This is a genomic window from Blastococcus sp. TML/M2B (assembly GCF_016612865.1).
Taxonomy (GTDB): domain Bacteria; phylum Actinomycetota; class Actinomycetes; order Mycobacteriales; family Geodermatophilaceae; genus Blastococcus.
The window spans coordinates 276,450-297,106 of record NZ_JAENZZ010000001.1 but is presented as its reverse complement, the minus strand read 5'-3'; the positions used below and the strand labels follow the sequence as shown (position 1 = coordinate 297,106).

General features: G+C 74.2%; 16 protein-coding genes and 1 pseudogene. 6 read left to right on the top strand and 11 right to left on the bottom strand.

What is annotated here, in order from left to right:
- Nucleotides 1-80 precede the first annotated feature (80 nt).
- The 3 genes from JKP75_RS01345 (at nucleotide 81) to leuA (ending at nucleotide 4,420) form a co-directional block, all read left to right on the top strand.
- Nucleotides 81-1,577, top strand: coding sequence for a ferric reductase-like transmembrane domain-containing protein (locus JKP75_RS01345; RefSeq protein ID WP_200492699.1), 1,497 nt, complete (start codon nucleotides 81-83; stop codon nucleotides 1,575-1,577).
- A 295-nt stretch (nucleotides 1,578-1,872) separates the two neighbouring features.
- Nucleotides 1,873-2,514, top strand: a complete 642-nt coding sequence (locus tag JKP75_RS01340) for a helix-turn-helix domain-containing protein (RefSeq protein ID WP_200489483.1) — start codon at nucleotides 1,873-1,875, stop codon at nucleotides 2,512-2,514.
- Nucleotides 2,515-2,686: 172 nt separating this feature from the next.
- Entirely contained in the window at nucleotides 2,687-4,420 is a 1,734-nt protein-coding gene (gene leuA, locus JKP75_RS01335) for a 2-isopropylmalate synthase (protein WP_200489484.1), read from the top strand.
- A 22-nt stretch (nucleotides 4,421-4,442) separates the two neighbouring features.
- Here the strand turns inward: leuA and mnhG are convergent, their stop codons facing one another.
- From mnhG to JKP75_RS01295, 7 genes are all read right to left on the bottom strand, one after another.
- Nucleotides 4,443-4,892 (bottom strand): monovalent cation/H(+) antiporter subunit G, encoded by a 450-nt coding sequence (gene mnhG / locus JKP75_RS01330; protein WP_200489485.1) that lies wholly within the window; start codon nucleotides 4,890-4,892, stop codon nucleotides 4,443-4,445.
- Entirely contained in the window at nucleotides 4,889-5,233 is a 345-nt protein-coding gene (locus JKP75_RS01325; RefSeq protein WP_309229407.1) for a monovalent cation/H+ antiporter complex subunit F, read from the bottom strand. Before JKP75_RS01325 ends, mnhG begins: the two co-directional genes overlap by 4 nt.
- Nucleotides 5,230-5,823 carry a Na+/H+ antiporter subunit E gene (locus JKP75_RS01320; protein ID WP_309229406.1) on the bottom strand — a complete coding sequence of 198 codons (594 nt, stop codon included), beginning with the start codon at nucleotides 5,821-5,823 and terminating at the stop codon, nucleotides 5,230-5,232. The genes JKP75_RS01325 and JKP75_RS01320 overlap by 4 nt, the downstream gene beginning before the upstream one ends.
- A 17-nt stretch (nucleotides 5,824-5,840) precedes the next feature.
- Nucleotides 5,841-8,132: a Na+/H+ antiporter subunit D gene (locus tag JKP75_RS01315; RefSeq protein WP_242472732.1), complete on the bottom strand. Its 2,292-nt coding sequence runs from the start codon at nucleotides 8,130-8,132 to the stop codon at nucleotides 5,841-5,843.
- Nucleotides 8,129-11,005, bottom strand: a complete 2,877-nt coding sequence (locus JKP75_RS01305) for a Na+/H+ antiporter subunit A (RefSeq protein WP_200489488.1) — start codon at nucleotides 11,003-11,005, stop codon at nucleotides 8,129-8,131. The genes JKP75_RS01315 and JKP75_RS01305 overlap by 4 nt, the downstream gene beginning before the upstream one ends.
- A 69-nt stretch (nucleotides 11,006-11,074) precedes the next feature.
- Complete coding sequence (locus JKP75_RS01300) at nucleotides 11,075-11,752, bottom strand: response regulator transcription factor (protein WP_200492698.1); 678 nt, start codon at nucleotides 11,750-11,752, stop codon at nucleotides 11,075-11,077.
- On the bottom strand, nucleotides 11,749-12,933 hold the full coding sequence (locus tag JKP75_RS01295; protein WP_200489490.1) for a sensor histidine kinase: 1,185 nt from the start codon (nucleotides 12,931-12,933) through the stop codon (nucleotides 11,749-11,751). Before JKP75_RS01295 ends, JKP75_RS01300 begins: the two co-directional genes overlap by 4 nt.
- 145 nt (nucleotides 12,934-13,078) lie before the next feature.
- Here JKP75_RS01295 and JKP75_RS01290 point away from each other — a divergent pair, with 145 nt between their 5' ends.
- On the top strand, nucleotides 13,079-13,777 hold the full coding sequence (locus JKP75_RS01290; protein ID WP_200489491.1) for a hypothetical protein: 699 nt from the start codon (nucleotides 13,079-13,081) through the stop codon (nucleotides 13,775-13,777).
- Nucleotides 13,778-13,892: 115 nt separating this feature from the next.
- On the opposite strand, the gene JKP75_RS24260 is transcribed toward JKP75_RS01290, so the two are convergent.
- Together JKP75_RS24260 and JKP75_RS24255 are read right to left on the bottom strand one after the other, a co-directional pair.
- Nucleotides 13,893-14,060: a hypothetical protein gene (locus JKP75_RS24260; RefSeq protein ID WP_375539229.1), complete on the bottom strand. Its 168-nt coding sequence runs from the start codon at nucleotides 14,058-14,060 to the stop codon at nucleotides 13,893-13,895.
- 385 nt (nucleotides 14,061-14,445) lie between these two features.
- Nucleotides 14,446-15,654 (bottom strand): annotated as a pseudogene (locus tag JKP75_RS24255) (ABC-F family ATP-binding cassette domain-containing protein); the annotation flags it as partial.
- Between the two features lie 219 nt (nucleotides 15,655-15,873).
- Here JKP75_RS24255 and JKP75_RS01280 point away from each other — a divergent pair.
- Both JKP75_RS01280 and JKP75_RS01275 read left to right on the top strand, forming a co-directional pair.
- The gene (locus JKP75_RS01280; RefSeq protein ID WP_200489492.1) at nucleotides 15,874-17,064 is read left to right on the top strand and encodes a hypothetical protein; all 1,191 of its coding nucleotides are present in this window, start codon (nucleotides 15,874-15,876) and stop codon (nucleotides 17,062-17,064) included.
- A complete protein-coding gene (locus JKP75_RS01275; RefSeq protein WP_200489493.1) occupies nucleotides 17,061-17,741 on the top strand; it encodes a hypothetical protein in 681 nt (226 codons plus the stop codon). The genes JKP75_RS01280 and JKP75_RS01275 overlap by 4 nt, the downstream gene beginning before the upstream one ends.
- A gap of 19 nt (nucleotides 17,742-17,760) precedes the next feature.
- On the opposite strand, the gene JKP75_RS01270 is transcribed toward JKP75_RS01275, so the two are convergent.
- Both JKP75_RS01270 and JKP75_RS01265 read right to left on the bottom strand, forming a co-directional pair.
- Complete coding sequence (locus tag JKP75_RS01270) at nucleotides 17,761-19,668, bottom strand: clostripain-related cysteine peptidase (protein WP_200489494.1); 1,908 nt, start codon at nucleotides 19,666-19,668, stop codon at nucleotides 17,761-17,763.
- A gap of 100 nt (nucleotides 19,669-19,768) precedes the next feature.
- Nucleotides 19,769-20,656 (bottom strand): transglutaminase family protein, encoded by an 888-nt coding sequence (locus JKP75_RS01265; protein WP_200489495.1) that lies wholly within the window; start codon nucleotides 20,654-20,656, stop codon nucleotides 19,769-19,771.
- Nucleotide 20,657 lies beyond the last annotated feature (1 nt).

Sequence of the window (20,657 nt, the reverse complement as noted above, 5' to 3'; positions counted from 1 at the left end):
GCCTCGCGCCCCGCCGTGAGCGGTGCCGTGCCCGTGGGCTCCGCCGCCCACCTTCCCCGGTCGCGTCCTCCAGGAGAGCCATGTCCACGCCGCTCGTGTCGACCCGGAGCGGTGGCCGGCACTCCGAGGAGCGCGCCTCGCTCCCCTCCCGGCCGGTGCCCGCGCCACGACGGCCCACGCCGCGACCGCACCCTCCGCGACTGCCCGCGCCGGACTCCGGCAGCTACCCGGCGGTCCAGAGCCGGCCCCGGCGGGCCGCCCCCTCCACCGGCGGACGGGCGGCGGGGTGGGTCGCGGGGCACGTCGCCATCGGCCTGACCCCCCTGGCGCTGTGCTTCGGCGAGGAGCACGCCGGGCGGGGCTTCGTCGTCAACCTGTCGGTGGCGCTGGGATTCGTCGCCCTGTCGGTCCTGGGCCTGCAGTTCGCCCTGGCCGCCCGCTTCACCCGCGCGACGGCCCCGTTCGGGATCGACGCGGTCCTGCGGTACCACCGACAGATCTCGTTCCTCGCGGTGCTGGCCGCCTTCGGCCACCCGGTGCTGCTGTTCTGCACGTCGGACACCTACCGCCGGCTGCTCGACGTCGTCCACGCCCCGCTGCGCGCCCAGCTGGCGTGGCTGTCGGTCCTCGCCCTGCTGGCGCTGATGGTGACCTCGATCTGGCGGCGGGCGCTGCGGATCAGCTACCCGGTGTGGCACGTGCTCCACTCCGCCCTCGGGGTGGGGATCGTCCTCGCCGGCCTCGGCCACGCGTTCGGCGTCGGCTACTACTTCAGCGAACCCCTGATGCGCCTGGTCTGGGGCTGCTACACCGCGGCCTTCCTGTGGCTGGCCGTGTGGGTCCGGCTGGTGAAGCCCCTGGCGCTGTGGCGGCGCCGCTTCCGCGTGGCCACGCTGTGGCCCGAGCCGGGCGGGAGCGTCACCGTGGGGCTCGAGCCCGCGCGGCGGCACGCCCGCCCGTTCCGCTTCCGCGCCGGCCAGTTCGCCTGGATCCTCCCGGGCCGGACCCCGTTCACGCTGACGTACCACCCGTTCTCGATGTCGTCGAGCGCGCACGCGGCCCGCGTCGAGTTCACCATCAAGCAGGTCGGCGACTTCACCGACTCCATCCGCGGCCTGCAGATCGGCGACACCGTCTACGTCGACGGCCCGCACGGCTCGTTCACCCTCGAGCGGCACCCGGGCATGGGCTTCGTCTTCATCGCGGCCGGGGTCGGGGTCACGCCGTTCCTCAGCATGCTCGCCACCCTCGCCGACCAGGGCGACCAGCGGCCCTGCACGCTGATCCTCGCCAACCGGTACGAGGACCAGGTGACCGGCGTGCGGCAGCTCGCCCGCCTGCAGGACCGGCTGAACCTCCGGGTGGTCCACGTCATCAGCCGACCGTCGGAGCAGTGGACCGGGGTGCGGGGGCACGTCGACGCCGATCTGCTCGACCGCCTGCTGCCGCAGCACCGCCGCTCCCTGCAGTACTTCATCTGCTCGGGGGAGCAGATGGTCGAGTCCGTCGAGGCCTACCTCGACTGGCTCGACGTCCCCCGCCACCGCGTCCACAGCGAGAAGTTCGGAATGGTCTGACATGCGCTCCCTCGGCACCAACGGCACCGCCCTGCTCAGCAGCCTGGTCATCCTCCTGGCCTGCGTCCTGTGGGCCGCGGCGCAGGTCTGACCCGTCGCCCCGGAGCGCGACCTCGCCCGATGCTCCCGCGCACAGTTGGCTTCTGCCCATCTCCGTGGGCAGAAGCCAACTGTGCGGGGAAGAGTGTTCGCAGGACCGCCGGGCGTCCGCCGCCGACCCTGTGGGCACGGACCGGCTGTCCACAGATGCACGAGCTGCCCCGGGACGGCGGTCGGGGTCGACCACCATCGACACGTGCCCGGGACCGGCTTCGACCTGAGCGGCATCCTGCGCCGCATCCGCCGGTCGGCCGACCTGTCGCAGCGCGAGCTGGCCGCGCGGGTCGGCGCCTCGAAGTCCGCGATCGCGGCTGCTGAGACCGGCGGTGGTGGCCTCGACGTCCGTGTCCTCGCGGCAGCGGCGGACCTGGCCGGCCTGCGCCTGGCGCTGCTCGACGGCGACGACCACGAGGTCCGGGGCATGCGCCCGGACGGCGTGCGGGACAGGGGCGGACGGCGGTTCCCGGCCCACCTCGACACCGTGCTGAGCGAGGAGCGCGCCTGGAGGTGGGAGCACCGCCCGACCCTGCGCCGGCCGACGTACACGTTCGACCGCCGCTCTCCGTGGGACGACGCCGGCACCCGGGCAGGGGACCGGCCGGACGACCACCTCGTGCCGCAGCCCGGCGACGCACCGGAGGAGCGGGCCGCGGCCCGGCGTCTCGCCGCGATCCGCCGCCTCCGCGAGGAACGGGCGCACCGGTTCCTCGCAGGCGAGCTCCGGAGCGGCGACCCCGGCTTCGAGTGCGCGTGCCCGCCGGCGTGCGACGAGCTCGACGACCGGTCCGGGCCGCCCGTCCACACCGAGAGCTGCCCGTGTTCCTGCGACCTCGCCTGAGGCGCTGGTACCGTGACGGCGTGCGCGGCAGCCTCCTGCTTATGAGCCGCGGCGAGGCCCTCTCCTAGGTCGGCCCCCTCGCCGCGGTGTCCCGCCGTGACCCCACGCGTTCCCGGCGCCTGCTGACCGCCCCACCGGAGCTGAGTCCAGCCCGCGCCAGAGGAGCCCTTCCGTGAACGAGCAGCACCCGCACGTACGCCATCCGCAGCAGGCCTCGCGGATGCCGATCCACCGCTACGCCCCCTTCACCCCGGTCGTCCTGGCCGACCGCACGTGGCCCGACCGCGTCACCACCCAGGCCCCGCGCTGGTGCGCGGTCGACCTGCGTGACGGCAACCAGGCCCTCATCGACCCGATGACCCCCGATCGCAAGCGGCGCATGTTCCAGCTGCTGGTCGGCATGGGCTACAAGGAGATCGAGGTCGGCTTCCCCGCGGCCAGCCAGACCGACTTCGACTTCGTCCGGCAGCTCATCGAGGACGACCTGGTCCCCGACGACGTCTGCATCCAGGTGCTGACGCAGGCCCGCGACGAGCTCATCGAGCGCACGTTCGAGTCCCTGGTCGGCGCCAAGCAGGCGATCGTCCACCTGTACAACTCGACCAGCACCCTGCAGCGCCGCGTCGTGTTCGACTCCGACCGCGCCGGCATCGTCGACATCGCCGTCCACGGCGCCCGGGTGGTGCGGAAGTTCGCCGAGCAGATGGGCGACACCGACATCCGCTACGAGTACTCCCCCGAGTCCTTCACCGGCACCGAGCTCGACTTCGCCGTCGAGATCTGCGACGCCGTCACCGACGTCTGGGAGCCCACCCCCGACCGGCCGACGATCCTCAACCTGCCGGCCACCGTCGAGATGGCCGAGCCGACCGTCTACGCCGACCAGATCGAGTGGATGCACCGCAACCTGGGCCGCCGCGACTCGGTGGTCCTCAGCCTGCACCCGCACAACGACCGCGGCACCGCCGTCGCCGCCGCCGAGCTGGGCTACCGCGCCGGCGCCGACCGCATCGAGGGCTGCCTGTTCGGCAACGGCGAGCGCACCGGCAACGTCGACCTGGTCACCCTGGGCCTGAACCTGTTCAGCCAGGGCATCGACCCGCAGATCGACTTCTCCGACATCGACGAGATCCGCCGCACCGTCGAGTACTGCAACCAGCTGGGCGTGCACGAGCGGCACCCCTACGGCGGCGACCTGGTCTACACCGCGTTCTCCGGCTCCCACCAGGACGCGATCAACAAGGGCTTCAAGGCCCTCGAGGCCGACGCCGCGGCCGCCGGCACCACCGTCGACCGGATGCCGTGGGCGGTGCCGTACCTGCCGATCGACCCCAAGGACGTCGGCCGCAGCTACGAGGCCGTCATCCGGGTGAACAGCCAGTCCGGCAAGGGCGGCGTCGCCTACATCATGAAGACCGAGAACCACCTCGACCTGCCCCGCCGGCTGCAGATCGAGTTCAGCGCGGTCATCCAGCAGCACACCGACGACGAGGGCGGCGAGGTGACCGCGGCCCAGATGTGGACCGCGTTCTCCAACGAGTACCTGCCCGACCCCGACGCCCCGTGGGGCCGGTTCGGCCTGGCCGGGCACCGGCACACCGCCAGCGGGGAACAGGAGGACGAGATCGTCGTCGACCTGGTGGACAACGGCGTCCCGGTGACGCTGCAGGGCCGCGGCAACGGCCCCATCGCCGCGTTCGTCGACGCCCTGTCCGGCGTGGACGTCGACGTCCGGGTGCTGGACTACGCCGAGCACGCGCTCTCCGCCGGCGGCGACGCCCGCGCGGCCGCCTACGTCGAGTGCGCCGTCGGCGACCGCATCCTGTGGGGCGTCGGCATCGACGCCAACATCGTCACCGCCTCGCTGCGCGCGGTCGTCTCCGCGGTCAACCGGGCCCAGCGCTAGGCGGACCGGGGGTCCCTCCCGCTCAGGCGGGCGGGAGGGTCCCCTCGTCGCGACGGCTCTCCTCGAGCGCCGTCGCGGGCTCCTCCGGCGGGGCGTCGGCCGGCTCGTCGCCGCGGTACAGCCGGTCGGCCGCCTCGCCGGTGCGCAGCTCGTCGACCAGCAGCAGGTCGCGCCGCACGTGCCGCCGGCGGTAGGCCACCCGGCTGATCATGTGCGCGCTCACCGGGGCGGTGAGCATCTGGAACACCGCGACCAGCAGCAGCATCCACGTTGCCGACCAGCCCTCCAGCCGGATCGCGCCGCCGATCATGATCAGCAGGATGCCGAGCACCTGCGGCTTGGTGCCCGCGTGCATGCGGGTCAGCACGTCGTGGAACCGCACGAGGCCCAGCCCGGCGGTGAGGCACAGGAACGCCCCCGCCAGCAGGAGCACCACGGCCACGACGTCGCGGACGCTGTCCACGTCGCTCATCGCCGCTCCTCCTCCGCCCCTCGGGCGATCCGCTCCTCGTCGGCCAGCGGCAGGCCGACGTCCTGGCCGTCCCCGCCGGAGGTGAGGAGCATGCCGCCGATGTAGCGGGCCACCGACACCGAGCCGACGAAGGCCAGCAGCGACACCACCACGAGCACCGGCACGACGGTCGGGTCGCGCTGCAGCGCCGCGTACACCGCCAGGCCCGCCGAGATGATCACCAGCAGGACGTCGGTGGCCACCACCCGGTCCAGCAGCGACGGGCCGCGCGCCAGCCGCACCAGGGTGAGCAGCGCACCCGCGCCGAGCATCACGTAGGCCGCCCAGAACACGGCGATCACGGTGTCCGCCTCCCCGTCGCGACCGGCGCCTCACCCGGGGCGTGCGCGAGCGCGGCGATCTCGTCCGGCGACCCGAACGCCCGCACCACCCGCTCCTCCTCGGCCAGCACCGCGGCCCGGCGCGACTCCACGTCGGCGAGGTCGCGCACGTGCAGGATGTGCAGCGACAGCGTCCGCCGCTCGCGGTCCATGTCGATCACCACCGAGCCGGGCACCAGCGTCAGCGACTCGGCCACGATGGTCAGCAGCAGGTCGGAGTCGGTGCGCATCTGCACCTGGATGATCGCGCTGTTGCCGATCCCGCCCGGCCGCAGCGTCTGCCACGCCACCAGCGCCGCCGAGCGCACCAGGTCGACGAAGAAGTAGCCGACGAAGACCGCCAGCCCCACCGGGTGCACCCGTGCGCCGCCGATCACCGGGGGCAGCGGCAGCAGCACGGTCACCGCCAGGGCCACCACGGACCCGCTGATCAGGTTCGCCCACGACCAGGTGCCCCACAGCAGCATCCAGACGAAGACCAGCCACAGCATCAGCGGCACCTGGTGCTTCAGCTGGTGGGCCAGCCCCTCGCCACCCGGGTCCGTGCCCACGGCTCGCCCCCCGGCGCTCACTGCGCGTCCTCCGCTCCGAAGACGGCGGAGATGTACGGCGTCCGGTCCCGCAGGTCCTCGGCAGCGCGCATCGCCACCCCGTACAGCGGGCCGGCGACGGCGGTGAGGCCCACGGTCACCACGACCATCGCCGCGGTGGCCCCGACCATCACCCGGGGCAGCGGCTCCAGCGGCCGTTCCCGGCCCCGCCCGCGCTCCCCGCCCCGCCCGGCCTCGGCCGGCTCGGAGTCGGTCGCGACGGCGGTGTGCCGCAGCCACGCCGCGCGCCGCGCGGCCCGGCGTCCCCCGGCCGCCGACGCGCCCGCTGCGGCCGCCTCGTCGGCACCCCCGGCGTCGGTCTCCGCGGCACCCGGGGCGTCGGCGGACACGCCCGCCGGCTGCAGCTCCGGCCCGGCGTCGGCGGCCGCGGCGTCCGAGGAATCCTGCGCCGCCGACTGCGCCGGTGGCCGCCAGAACGCGCGGTTCCAGACCCGCGAGATCGCCACCAGCGTGAGCAGGCTGGTCACGACGCCGCCCACGACCAGCACCACCGGCAGCGTGCCGCCGTCGTCGATGCCCGCCTCGAGCAGCCCGACCTTGCCGATGAAGCCGGAGAACGGTGGGATCCCCGCCAGGTTCATGGCCGGCACGAAGTACAGGACGGCGAGCAGCGGCGACGCCGTCGCGAGGCCGCCCAGCCGGTCCACCGACGTCGACCCGCCCTGCCGCTCGACGAGCCCGGCGACCAGGAACAGCGTGGTCTGGATGGCGATGTGGTGGACGACGTAGAAGATCGCGCCGGCCAGCCCCGCGGTGGAGGCCAGCGCGATGCCGAACACCATGTAGCCGATGTGGCTGACCAGCGTGAACGACAGGATCCGCCGGATGTCGGTCTGCGCCACCGCACCGAGGATGCCGATCACCATCGTCGCGAGCGCCGCCCACATGAGGATCCCGTCGAACGCCCCACCCGGGAACAGCAGCGTCTGGGTGCGGATGATCGCGTAGACGCCGACCTTGGTCAGCAGGCCGGCGAACACCGCGGTGACCGGCGCCGGCGCGGTCGGGTAGCTGTCCGGCAACCACGCCGACAGCGGGAAGACCGCCGCCTTGATGGCGAACGCGATGAGCAGCATCGACTGCAGCAACAGCTGGGTGCCGTCGGGCAGCTCCTGCAGCCGGACGGCGAGCTGGGCCAGGTTCACCGTGCCGGTCGACGCGTAGACCAGCGCGATCGCGGCGAGGAAGATCAGCGACGACAGCAGGCTCACCACGATGTAGGTGATGCCGGCGCGGATGCGGGGGGCCGAGCCGCCGAGGGTCAGCAGCACGTAGCTGGCGGTCAGCAGGATCTCGAAGCCGACGTAGAGGTTGAACAGGTCGCCGGCGAGGAACGCGTTGGCCACGCCCGCGATCAGCACCAGGAACGTCGGGTGGAAGATCGACAGCGGCGTCTCCTCGTCGCCGTCGGCCGAGCCCTGGCCGACGGCGAACACGAGCACCCCGAGCGCCACCGTCGCCGCGACCACCAGCATGAGAGCCGACAGCCGGTCGACGACCAGCACGATGCCCAGCGGCACCGGCCAGCCGCCCACGGAGACCGAGGCGGCGCCGTCGGAGTCGGCGATGACGAGCAGCACGACCGAGACGGTGAGCACCGCGGTGAGCACCACGATGCTCAGCGCCCGCTGCACGCCCGGGTGCCGCCCGCCGACCAGCAGCGCCGCGGCTGCGCCCAGGAGCGGCAGCAGCACCGGCAGGGGGGTCAGGACGCTGATCACCGGTTCCCGCCTTCCCCAGACCGGCAGGTCGACGTCGTCGGAGGGGATGCCGGGGAGCCGTTGCTCCAGCAGCGCCTCCACCTCGGCGTCGGACTGCAGGCTGTCGGCGTGCCCGGCCGGGCGGTCCTCGGGGGCGAGGTCGTCCGGGTCGATCTCGTCGGCGTCGGTGCTGCGCGAGCGGCGCGCCACCCGGCGGTCCTCCTCGTCCACCCCGACGACCTCCTGCCGGACCAGCCGCCAGGAGCGGTAGATGATCGCCAGCAGGAACGCGGAGATCCCGAAGGTGATGACGATGGCGGTGAGGATCAGCGCCTGGGGCATCGGGTCGGTCATCTCCTCGGGTTCTGCGTAGCCGAGGATCGGCGCGCGGCCGTTCGGGCCGCCCGAGGACAGCAGCAGCAGGTTGGTGGCGTTGCCGAGCAGCAGGACGCCGAGCAGCACGCGGGTCAGGCTGCGGTCCAGCAGCAGGTAGACCCCGGCGGCGTAGAGGCCGCCGATGATCACCGGCAGGACGACGGTGGGCGTCATCGGACGATCACCTCGTCGGGCGCGGCGTCGATCGGGTCGTTCTCGTCCACCTGGCGGTCCAGCTCGGCGCCGAGGCTGCGCAGGATGTCGAGGACCAGGCCGACCACCACCAGGTAGACGCCGATGTCGAAGAACAGCGAGGTCACGAGCTTGACGTCGCCCAGGACCGGCAGCGTCGTCTGCAGGATCGCCGTCTGCAGCACCTCGGCGCCCAACGCCAGCCCGACGACGCCGGTGCCGCCGGCGAACAGCAGCCCGATGCCCAGCAGCAGGCCCGGGTCGACCGGCGCCGCCTCGCCCAGCTCGTAGCGGCCGCCGGCGAGGTAGCGCAGCACGAGCGCGAGCCCGGCCACCAGCCCGCCGGCGAACCCGCCGCCGGGTTCGTTGTGCCCGCTGAACAGCAGGTACACCGAGAACACGACGACGGTGTGGAACAGGATCCGGGTGATGACCTCGAGCACCACCGACCGCCGCTCGGGGGCCAGCGCGGCCGACGCCGCCAGCCACTGCCCGCGGGGCGCGCGGCGGAGGTTGTCGGTGCGCCGGGCCAGCTGCACGGGGTCGATCCGCTCGACACCGCCGGTGCGCCGGCGCAGGAACACCAGGCTGGCGACGCCGGTGGCGGCCACGACGAGCACCGAGATCTCGCCGAGGGTGTCCCAGGCGCGGATGTCGACCAGGGTCACGTTGACGATGTTCTGGCCGCCGCCGAACTCGTAGGCGGCCTCCGGGTAGTCGACGGAGACCGGGGTGGCGGTCCGCGAGCTGAGCGCCACGGCCCCGACGCAGGCCATGAGCAGGCCGACGGCGACGGCGATGACGCCGCGGACGGCGCGCTCGCGCGGGCGGTGCCGGTCGGTGATGTCCTTGGGCAGCTTGCGCAGCACGAGGACGAAGACGACCAGGGTCAGCGTCTCGATGAGGAACTGGGTGAGCGCGAGGTCCGGCGCCCCCTGCAGCACGAACAGCACGGCCAGGCCGTAGCCGGTGACGCCGACGACGAGCACCGCCGACAGCCGCTGGCGGATCCGGAGCGCGAGCACGGCGGCGATGAGCACGACCGCGCCGACGAGCGCCTGGATCGGGGTGTCCCAGGCGCGCCACTCCCCCGGCCACGGCGCCCGGAACAGCAGCACGCTGCCGGGCAGCGCGAGGACGACGACGAGGATCGTGCCCAGGTAGGCCGGCAGCGAGCCGCGCTGCGTCGTCCCGGTGACCAGCACCGACAGCCGGTCCAGGCCCTGCATGACGTTCCAGTAGCCCTCGTCGGCCGAGGCGCCGACGGCCACCTTCCGCTGGAACCGGTTGATCGGCGCGCGGAGGGCGAAGATCGCGTAGCCGCCGAGCAGGGTGATGGCCGAGAGCGCCAGGGCCGGCTGCAGGCCGTGCCACAGCGCCAGGTGCTCGGCCTCCGGGGCGATCAGCGGCAGGTCCTCGGCGTAGCCGGCAGCCAGCGGGTCGAGCAGGGGGCTGCCCGGGCCGAGGACCAGGCTCGCCGTCGCCAGCAGCGCCGGGGCGGCGAGGAAGAGTCCGGTCGGCGGGTGCACCAGCTCGGTGTCGGCGCAGGCGGGCTTGCGGGCGAAGGCGCCCCACAGGAAGCGGAACGTGTAGGCCGCGGTGAGCACCGACCCGAGCACCAGCCCGGCCAGCTCCAGCAGGGCGGCGGTGCGGTCGGGCAGGCCGCCGTCCAGCAGCGCGGTGAACGCCGCCTCCTTGCCGACGAAGCCGAGCAGCGGCGGGATGCCGGCCATGGAGGCCCCGGCCAGCCCGGCGACGAGGGCGAGCACCGGCAGCCGGCGGCCGAGGCCGGAGAGCACGCGCAGGTCGCGGGTGCCGGTCGCGTGGTCGATCACGCCGACGCTCAGGAAGAGGGTGGACTTGAACAGGGCGTGCGCGACCACCATCGCCAGCCCGGCCGCGGCCATCTCCTGGCTGCCGGCGCCGACCAGCACCATGAGGAAGCCCAGCTGGCTGACGGTGCCGAAGGCCAGCAGCAGCTTGAGGTCGTTCTGCCGCAGCGCGCGGTAGCCGCCGACGAGCATCGTCGCCAGGCCCAGCCCGAGCACGATCGGCCGCCAGCCCGGCACCTCGGCGAATCCGGGCGCCAGGCGGGCCACCAGGTAGATGCCGGCCTTCACCATGGCCGCGGCGTGCAGGTAGGCGCTGACCGGCGTCGGCGCCTCCATGGCGGCGGGCAGCCAGAAGTGGAACGGGATCATCGCGGACTTGGTGATCGCCCCGACCAGGACCAGCACCGTGCCCGCGATCAGGAACGGCCCGTCGCCCGGGTTCGCGACCACCTCCGACAGCAGGTAGCTGCCGCTGGTCTCCCCGATCATGATCAGCCCGACCAGCATCGCCAGGCCGCCGGCGGTGGTGAGCACCAGCGCCTGGCTGGCCGCGCGCCGGGCCGCCAGGCGGGCGCCGGAGCCGCCGATCAGCAGATAGGAGAAGACGGTGGTGAGCTCCCAGAACACGTAGAGCAGGAGCAGGTCGTCGGCGAGGACGAGCCCGAGCATGGAGCCCGCGAACGCGGTGAGGTTGCCGGCGAAGCGGCCGATGCCCTCGTCGTCGGGCTCGAAGTAGCGCGCGCAGTAGAGCAGCACGAGCGCGCCGACGCCGGTGACCAGCGCGGCCAGGGTCAGGGAGAGCTCGTCGAGGCGCAGCGCGAGCTCGAGGTCGAGCGCGGGCACCCACGCCGTCGTCTCGCGGACCTCGTCGCCGCCGGTGACGGTGCCGAGCTGGGCCATGGTCCAGGCGAAGGCTGCCGCAGGGACGAGCGCCAGGGCGAGGAAGGCCTGCCGCCCCCACCAGCGCACGAGCAACGGCGCAGCCGTCGCAGCGACCAGGTGGAGGAGCAGCAGAGCGAGCACGGGTCTCCGGGAGTCTCGAGGGGCTCGGGGGACCACAGACGTCGGAGGACACCGGCGGTGCCGTCCAGGTTACCGTCCCGCGTTCAACGACCGCCGGGCGTCACCAGCCCGCTCTCGGTAGGCGAACGCCACGGCCTGCACCCGGTCGCGCAGACCCAGCTTGAGCAGGATCCGGCTCACGTGGGTCTTGACCGTCGCCTCGCCGAGGTAGAGGCGGGCGGCGATCTCGGCGTTGGAGTGCCCGGCGGCGACGAGGGCCAGCACGTCGGTCTCCCGCTCGGTGAGCCCGGCGAGCGCGGCGGCGCGGGCCGGATCGGGGGCCGGGGCGGCGGCGTACCGCTCGATCACCCGCAGCGTGACCGCCGGGTCGAGCAGCCCCTGCCCCGCGGCCACCGTGCGCACGGCGCCGACCAGGTCCTCCGGCGGGGCCACCTTGAGGAGGAACCCGCTCACCCCCGCGCGCAGGGCGGCGGCCACGTACTCGTCCTCGTCGAACGTGGTCAGGACGACGACACGGGTGGGCAGGTCCGCGACGAGGATCTGCCGGGCCGCCTCGAGCCCGTCGGTCCCGGGCATCCGCACGTCCATGAGCACGACGTCCGGGATCAGCTCGGTGACCACGCGGACGCCGGCCGCGCCGTCGTCGGCCTCCCCGACGACCTCGATGTCGTCCTCGGCGGCGAGCACCATGCGCAGGCCGGTGCGCACCATCGCCTGGTCGTCGACCAGCACCACCCGGATCGTCACGCGCGCACCGCCGCGGCCTCCGCCGGCAGCGGGAAGGTGGCGCGCACCCGGTACCCGCCGCCGCGCACCGGCCCCACCTCCAGCGCGCCGCCGGAGACCGCCACCCGTTCGCGCATGTGCAGCTGGCCGTGCCCACCGGAGGTGCCGCCCGCGCTCCGCGGGGCCGGCACCCGCGGCCGCCCGTCGTCGCAGACGGCGACGGCGACCTGGCCCCGGCTCCAGGCCACCTCGACCCGCGTGGCGGCGGCGCCCGCGTGCCGGACGACGTTGGACAGCGCCTCCTGCACGACCCGCACGGCGCTCACGTCCACGAGCTGGGGCAGCTCGACGGGCTCGCCGGTGACCACCAGCTCGATGGGCATGCCGCCGGCGCGGAGCTCGTCGAGCACGGCGTCCAGCCGGGCCAGCGAGGGCTGCGGCGCCGGGTCGGCGGCCTCCCCTGCCACCCCGTCGCGCAGGATGCCGACCACCCGGCGCATCTCGTCGACCGCCTCGCGGCCCAGCCGCTCCAGGCCCAGCAGCACCTCCTGGGCCTCCGGGTGGTCGGGCAGCAGCCGGCGCAACCCGCCCATCTGCAGCACCATCACGCTGACCGAGTGCGCCACGGAGTCGTGCACCTCGCGGGCGATCCGGGCCCGCTCGGCGACCACCGCGGACGCCGCGACGGCCTCCTGCTGCGCGGCCAGGCGGGCCGCGAGCACCTGCAGCTCCCGCGAGCGCGCCTGCACCTGGTGGACCAGCGCCCCGACGCCCCACGCGGCGGCGGCGACCAGCAGGTAGAACAGCCCCTCCCAGGGCGAGGGGATGGCCAGGAAGCCGGAGCCGACCACGACCAGCGCCGAGAGGGCCGCGACGCCGGCACCGCGCCAGGGCGGCAGCACCGCGGCGGCGTGCCCGATGAGCACGCCCATGCCGAGCAGCTGGGCGCCCCCGGGACCGGGGGTGCCCAGCGCGTAGTTGCCGAAGACCGAGAACGCGCCGGCCAGTGCCGCGGCCGCCGGCCAGCGCGGGCTGAGCGCCAGCAGCACGCCGACCGCGACCCCGGGCAGCGCCGCCGCCATGCCGTAGTCGAAGACCGAGTCGGTCGCCGTCTCGACGACGGACATGCTGCCCAGCGCGAGCCCGACGGCGGCCCAGACCAGGTGGCTGCGGTCGGGGAGGGAGGCGGACCAGCGCGGCATGCGAGCACGCTAGGGGCCGCGCGGACCTGCGCACATCCCCCTCGCGGCCGAACGGGGACGCCGTCGGGTCCCCCTCGCGGCGGAGGGAGATCGGTCCGTCCCGGTGGACGCCCCGCACCCCCGGCCGTCCCTAGCTTTTCCGGCCATGACGACCTCACTCACCACCCCGCCCGCCCCGGCTCTCGACGAGCGCCCCCGTTCCGCCGGCTCCCGCCTGCTACCGCTCGCCGGCGGCGCGCTGATCGCCGGCTCGCTGCTGTACGTCACCGGTATGGCCGCCTCGCCGCCGGCCGACTCGATGTCCGACGCCGACTACATCGCCTCGCTGGCCCGCGACGAGGGCCGGACCGCGCTCTCCGCGATGCTCCTGCACTACGGGAACCTGGCGCTGGCGCTGGCCTGGCTGGCCGCACCGGCGCTGGTCCGCGGCCGCCGCGGCAGCAGGACGACGATCGTCGGCGCGCTGCTCTCGGCGATCGGCCTGGTGACCGTCACCGGCATGGTGCAGTTCGACTACTGGACCGGCGCCATCGGCAGCGAGCTCGACCAGGCCACCGCCCTGGCGCTGTTCGAGACCGTGAACGGCTCCGTGGGGGTCGCCGTCGCCGGCACGCTGACCCTGTTCGGGCTGCTCGGGCCGGTGATCGCCTACTCGGGCCTGGCGCGGGCCGGCGTCATCAGCTGGTGGCTGGTCGCCCCGTGCGTCGCGTCGCTGGTTGCCTCGATGGCGACGCCCTTCAGCCCGGTGCTGTTCGGCGTGTACGCGCTCGTCGGCGCCGTCCCGGCGATCGCGATCGGCCTGCGGATGATCCAGCGCTCCCGCGTGGAGGCCACCACCGCCTGAGTCACCCCGCCACGATCAGGTCACCTGATCATCGAGCGTCCTCCCTCACGGTCCGCGGTGAGGGAGGACGCTCGGCGGTGAGGGAGGACGCGCTGCGCCGGGAGTACGTGCCGGCTCAGCCGTCGGCGAGCTCGGAGGCGGTCAGCCAGGCCTCCTCGACCTCGGTCTTCTCCGCCTGCAGCTCCTTGAGCTTCGCGTCCAGCTCGGCGGCCTTCGCGTAGTCCGTCGCGGCGGCGGCGAGCTGCTCGTGCAGCTTCTTCTCGTCGGCGTCCAGCTTGAGCATGCGGCGCTCGAGCCGGCCGACCTCCTTCTTCGCCGCCCGAGCATCGGCCGCCGAGACGGCCGTGGGCGGAGGTCGAGGGCGCGCCCACCGGGCGGGTGCCCCCGCCGCCGGACGCCGTCGACAGCGGAGCACCGCCCGCGGCGCGGCGGCGCAGGTACTCGTCCACCCCGCCGGGCAGCTCGGCCAGCGAGCCGTCGCCCAGCAGCGCGACCACCTTGTCGCAGACGCGGTCCACGAAGTACCGGTCGTGGCTGACCACCAGCACCGTGCCGGGGAAGCCGTCGAGCAGGTCCTCCAGCGCGGTCAGGGTGTCGATGTCCAGGTCGTTGGTCGGCTCGTCGAGCACCAGCACGTTCGGCTCGGCCATGAGCAGCCGGAGCAGCTGGAGCCGACGCCGCTCGCCGCCGGAGAGGTCCCCGACCGGCGTCCACTGGCGGTTGGCCGCGAAGCCGAACCGCTCGGCCAGCGTCGACGCCGAGATCTCCTGGTTGCCGATCCGGGCCAGCCGGGCGACGTCCTGCACCGCCTCCAGCACCCGCGCCTTGGGGGGCAGCTCGGTCACGTGCTGGGACAGGTAGGCCGGCGACACCGTCTGCCCGACGACCACGGTGCCGGCGTCCGGGGAGGTCTCCCCCACGAGCAGCTTGAGCAGCGAGGTCTTGCCCGCGCCGTTCACGCCGACGATGCCGATCCGGTCGCCCGGGCCGACGTTCCAGGTCAGGTCGCGGAACAGCGTGCGCGGCCCGTCCTCGGTGGGGACGGCGTAGCTGACGTCCTCCAGCTCGTAGACGGTCTTGCCGAGCCGCTTCGCGGCGAACCCCTTGAGCGCCATCGAGTCCCGCGCCGGGGGCTCGTCGGCGATCAGCGCCTGCGCGGCCTCGATGCGGAACTTCGGCTTGCTGGTGCGGGCCGGCGGGCCGCGCCGCAGCCAGGCCAGCTCCTTGCGGACCAGGTTCAGCCGGCGCTCCTCGGTGACCGAGGCGATCCGCGCCCGCTCCGCGCGGGCCAGGGTGTACGCCGAGTACCCGCCGTCGTAGGCGTGCACGTTCCCGTCGGCGACCTCCCACGTCGTGGTGCAGACCTCGTCGAGGAACCACCGGTCGTGGGTGACGACGACGAGCCCGCCGGCGCGCTGGTTGACGTACTCGGCCAGCCAGGCGACGCCCTCGACGTCGAGGTGGTTGGTCGGCTCGTCGAGGACCAGCAGGTCCAGCGGGCGGATGAGCTGCGCGGCGAGCGCCACCCGCCGGCGCTCGCCACCGGACATCGGGGCGACCGGGGCGTCCAGTCCCATCCGGTCGAGCTCGAGGCCGGCGAGCACGCTGCGGACGGCGGGATCGGCGGCCCACTCGTGCTCGTTGGCGAACATGCTGGTCGGGAGGACGACGTCGCGCACCGTCGTCCCCTCGGGCAGCGTGCCGAGCTGGTCGAGCACGCCCATGGCGAGGTCGCCGCGCCGGGTCACGCGGCCGGAGTCGGGTTCGTCGGTGCCCGTGAGCAGGGACAGCAGCGTGGACTTCCCGCCGCCGTTGCGGCCCACGACGCCGATCCGCTCGCCCGCGGCGACGCCCAGGGAGACGTCGTCGAGGATCATGGTGGTGCCGTGCGCCTTGTGCACCCGCTCCAGGTTGACCAGGTTCAAGGGGGTGCTCATCACCCCCCAGTATCGCGCGCTGATGGCGGACGTTGACGAAGACCCCTCCCCCGGCCCGTCAGGACACGCCGCACGCCGCTGACCTGCGCAGACGCCCGGACGAGGACAGTTCCCGCTCGACACGCCGAGTGGCTCGGCGGTCCACCCCTGGAGCTCTCCGTGTCCCTCGCCACCTCCGCCCGTGCCCGTCGTGCCGGCGGGCTCACCGCCCTGACCCTGGGCGCCGTCACCCTCGGCGTCCCGGCCACCGCCCTGGCCGCCCCGGCCGACGAGACGCCGGACCCGGGCGCCGCCGCGCAGCCCGAGGCCGGGACGGAGGCCGCAGAGGTCCTCACCCCCGCGCCGCTGGCCGCCGGGGCCTCGCCCGCGAGCGCCACCGCGGCCCACTTCGGCTGGGGCAAGCTCGAGCCCGACCTCCTCGTCAGCGCGGGCAGCTCCTTCCCCGCGGACGCCGAGCTCGACCGGACCGGCGCGACGTTCCGCGTGACCTACACGAAGGTCTTCGACCGGGACACCTCGGACACCGAGGACTTCCCGGACGGCGTCCCCGTCATCGAGTGCACCTGGGACGAGGCGGACACCGACGGCAACGGGAACCCCTGCGACTTCACCGGCTCCGAGATGGTGATCGACACCGACGTCGACGGGGCGATCCTCTTCCCGCTGTCCGAGTTCACCGTCGAGCTCGTCCGCGTCCCGACCTCGGGCCAGGTGCTGCTCCCGGCCGGCGGCCGGACCATCGCCGGCTACACCGACGAGGACTTCGAGGGCCCGGTCGCCGCGGTGTTCGAGGCCCCGGGCGCCTACCGGACGCTCGGGGTCACCCTCACCGGTGCCGGCGGCGCACCCGTGGCCGGCGCGACCTTCGAGCTGTGCACCCAGCCCGGCGGCACCTGCGCCGCCGCCGCGCCGACGACGGCGTCCGGTTCCGCGCCGATCGCCGCCGCGAGCCCGCTGACCGTCAGCGCCGTCTCCAGCGCGGGCGGGCAGCTGCTCTTCCCCGGCCTGTACCTCCCCGGGCAGTACCAGATCCGGCAGACCGCGTCCGCCGACGGCTCGCCCTTCTCGACGGCGCCGTTCCTGCTGACGCTGGCCGCTGCCAGCAGCGTCGCCGACACCGGCGCCCCTGTTCTGCTGCCCGTCTCGACCGCCCCTGCGACGACCCCCGCGAGCAGCACGCTCGCCGCGGCCGCTCCCGCACCCGCTGCGGGCGCGTCGGCCCCGGCGTCCGGCGGCTCCGGCCGGCTGGCCGCCACGGGTGCTGCGCCGATGCCCGTCCTCGCGCTCGGCGCCGGCCTGGTCGCCGCCGGCGCGGTGACGGTCGGCGTCGCCCGGCGGCGCACCCGGTGATCGACCCGGCGGCACCCGGGATCTGGTACGCCTCCCACGCGGCGCCGCCGGGGCGGGTGATCGTCGGCGTCGCCACGCCGGACTTCGCCGCCGGCACGGTCGTCGAGCTGCCCGGCCCCCCGCGGCACCCCGCCGGCTGGCAGGTCGAGGCGCAGGTCCCGGTGCCCGGCCGGCTCCCGCGGCGCGTCCTGGTCTCGCCCGAGGCGGCCCCGGGCGCGCCGCTGCTGTGGGGCGTCGTCTCCCCGGCCGGCTGCGGCGACCAGGTCGACCTGGTCGCCTTCTCCACCGCCGACGCCCCCGACGGCGCACTGCTGGACCGCGCCGCGTTCGCCCGCCGGGACCTGTCGTGGGCCAACCAGGTCGGGGCGCTGCGCTGGTCGCCGTCCTCCGGCGTCATCGGGCAGATCTACGTGGCGCCCGCCCACCGCCGCCGCGGGGTCGCCGGCAAGCTCGTGCTGATGGCCGTGGGCATACGGATCGCCATGGGCTGGGCGGCGCTGGGCAGCGACGGCCGGCTGACCGACCTCGGCGACGCCTGGCTGGCCGACGCCCCCGGGTGGTGGCAGCGGTACGTCCCCGCCCGCACGGCGCACCTGCCGCCCATGACCCCCGACGACGAGGCCGCCGGCGTCCCGATCCGCAACCTGCGCCCCGACCGCGAGCTGCCGGCCCCCTGAGGGACCGGCAGCCGCCGCATCAGGGGACGACGACCTCCGCCGACACCGCGTCGCTGTTGCCGCCGAAGTCGGTGACCGACAGCTGGGCGAACAGCGCGGTGCCGCTCTCCAGCGTCTCGAAGTCGTACTGCAGGCTCGGCAGGTCGGCGTAGAGCCCGACGTCGGTGGCCGGCTCCCAGGACGAGCTGCCGTCGGCGGCGACCACCAGCAGCTTGGGCACGATGATCCCCTCGGGGTCGGCGGTGAGCTCCCCGTAGGTGCCGGCGGACGTCGTCCCGTAGTAGGTCTCGTTGAGCACGTCCCCGGTCTCCGGGTCGAACGTGATCGTCAGCGTCACGTCCCGGTACTCCTCGTCCTCGCCGGGCTCGAAGTAGGCCAGCGGGACGTCGATGGTGCCCACCTCGGCCTCGTCGTCCCAGGCCAGCGTCAGGTAGGCGTACGAGGTGTCGATGCCGTCGCTGATCGTCATGACGGTCAGGTCGTAGATCCCCAGGACGCCCCCGGAGCCGTCCTCGGCGATGTCGGCCTCCTCCTCGCCGAAGAAGGTGACCGACCCGTCGTCGGCGAGCTCGCCGTAGCTGATCGAGGACCAGACCACGTTCTCCGCGGCCGCCTCGGCGAAGGTCGCGAAGAGGTTCAGCCCGTCCTCGTCGAAGAACGCCTCGACGCTGCCGTCGCCGAAGGACGCCTGCTGCTCGACCGGGATGGCCTTGCCGGCGTCGAAGTAGCTGGCCAGGAACTCGCTCCACGCCTGCGCGCTCTCCACCGAGGCGTAGTCGGGGTTCAGCAGGTCCTCGGTCGGCGGGAAGTAGATCGACAGGCCGCTGGCGCCCAGTGCCGCCGGGCCGGCGATCTTGTACGGGACGGCGTCGTCGAGCGCCCGGATGACGGCGTCGGCCTGGTCGGAGACGTCGAGGGCGTCCACGCCGATCTCGGCGGCCAGCAGGCCGAGGTCGGCCATGTGCGTGTCCACCTCGGGGTCGGGGTCGCGGCCGAAGGAGAGAACCGAGGCGCGCTCCCGGCCGACGACGGGGGCGACCGCGGCCGCGCGCTCGCCGAGCGCCTCGCCGAACGCGGCCACCGCCTCGTCGACGGCGTCCATGGCGGTCAGGTCGATCATCGAGAGGGTGATGTCGGCGCCGGTCCCGGCCTCCTCCGCCTGCGCGGCGAAGCCGTCGACGATCGCGGTCCCGAGGGTGTCGACGTCGACCGCGGGGTCGTCGGCGGCCACCTGGAAGGCGCGGTAGTCCCAGCCGTGACCCGGCTCCAGCTCCTGGCTGGCGATCATCCGGTCGGCCAGCGGGGCCATCGTGCTGGCCGTCTCGTAGGTGGCCATGAGGCAGGCGTCGAAGCCCAGCAGGTCCAGCTTCTCCACGCCGGCCTGGTCCAGGCCGTCGGCGATGCCGCTGCGGATCTCCTCCAGGCTCAGGCTGCTGAAGTCCGAGCCCTCGTCCCCGCCGACGCCGGGCCAGGAGGCGCCGTGGTCGCTGATCACCAGCGCGTAGTGCTCGGCCGGGTGGTCGGTGATCCCGGCGGCGATGAAGTCGGCCAGCGGCGTGGGGTCGCCGGTGTCGACGTCGCCCACGTCGGCCAGCTCGGTGGCCTCGCCCTGGCCGATCGACACGTACTTCGCGCCGACCCAGTCGTCCAGGCCGAGGAACGGGTCGCTGCTGTAGTCGGCGGAGCGGTCGACCATGGCCGCGACCTGCAGGCCGTCCTGCGACCCGACCTCGGCGAACTCCTCCAGGTCGGCCAGGAGGTAGGGCTCGAGGTCGGTGTCGGCGATCGAGTAGACGAGCACCGTCCAGCCCTCGCCGTCGGCCGCGGCCGCCGCCGAGGGCTCCGCCGGCTCCTCCGGCTCGCTCGTGCACCCCGCTGCCACGAGCAGGCTCGCCGCCGCACCCAGGACCGACCACCGACGACGCATGGGACCCCATCCGCTCCGCCCCGGCCGGGACGGCCCGGGCACCCGCGGCATCCTGGCAGGTCGGACCGGTGGAGCGACACCAGTCAGCGGGTGTCGCGGGTCAGGCGAGCCGGGTGACCTCCACGGTGACGGTGTGGCCCTCGCTCTTCGGGCCGGAGAACAGCCCCTTGAACGGCGGGACGTCTCCGTAGTCGCGTCCCCGGCCGAGCGTGACGTGCCGGTTGCCGATCGGCACCGCGTTCGTCGGGTCGAAGCCGTTCCAGCCGCCGTCCCACCACTCCACCCAGGCGTGGCTCTCGCCGGTCACCGCGGCGCCGATCTCGCCGTCGGGCCGCGGGTGCAGGTACCCCGAGACGTACCGGGCGGGCAGCCCGAGCGCGCGCAGGATGCCCACGGTGACGTGCGAGATGTCCTGGCAGACACCCTTGCCGGACGTCCAGGCCTGCATGGCGTTGGTCTTCACGTTGGTGGAGCCCGGCAGGTACTCCATGCGGTCGTGCACGAACTCGCACACCAGCGGGCCGGCGTCGTGCGGGATCGCGTCGCCCACGGCCTCCCGCGCCGCGGCGACGACGTCGTCGTCGATGGCGGTGAGCGCCGTCGGCGCGAGCAGCTCGCCGAACTGCTCGCGGACCTCGCGGCCGGTGAGCGCGGACCAGCCCAGCCGGTCGTGCGCGGCGAGGTCCGGACCGGCCTCCACGGTCGAGGTGCCGGTGACGACGAGCTCCGCGTGCGGGGTGTGCAGGTCGAAGGCGGTGACCGTCGAGCCCCAGTAGTCGCGGTAGGCGTAGGCGGTGGCGCCCGGTTCGATCTCCACCCGGGAGCGCAGCGTCGTCTGCCGCGCGCTGTTCTCCGGCGTCAGCCGGGCCTCGTTGTAGGAGGAGCGCACCGGCCCGCTGTAGTGGAAGCGGGTGCGGTGCACGATCTGCAGCCGCCAGCGGGAGCCGCCGCTGCGCGCGGGCGGCGCCTGCGTCTGGAACTGGGTCATC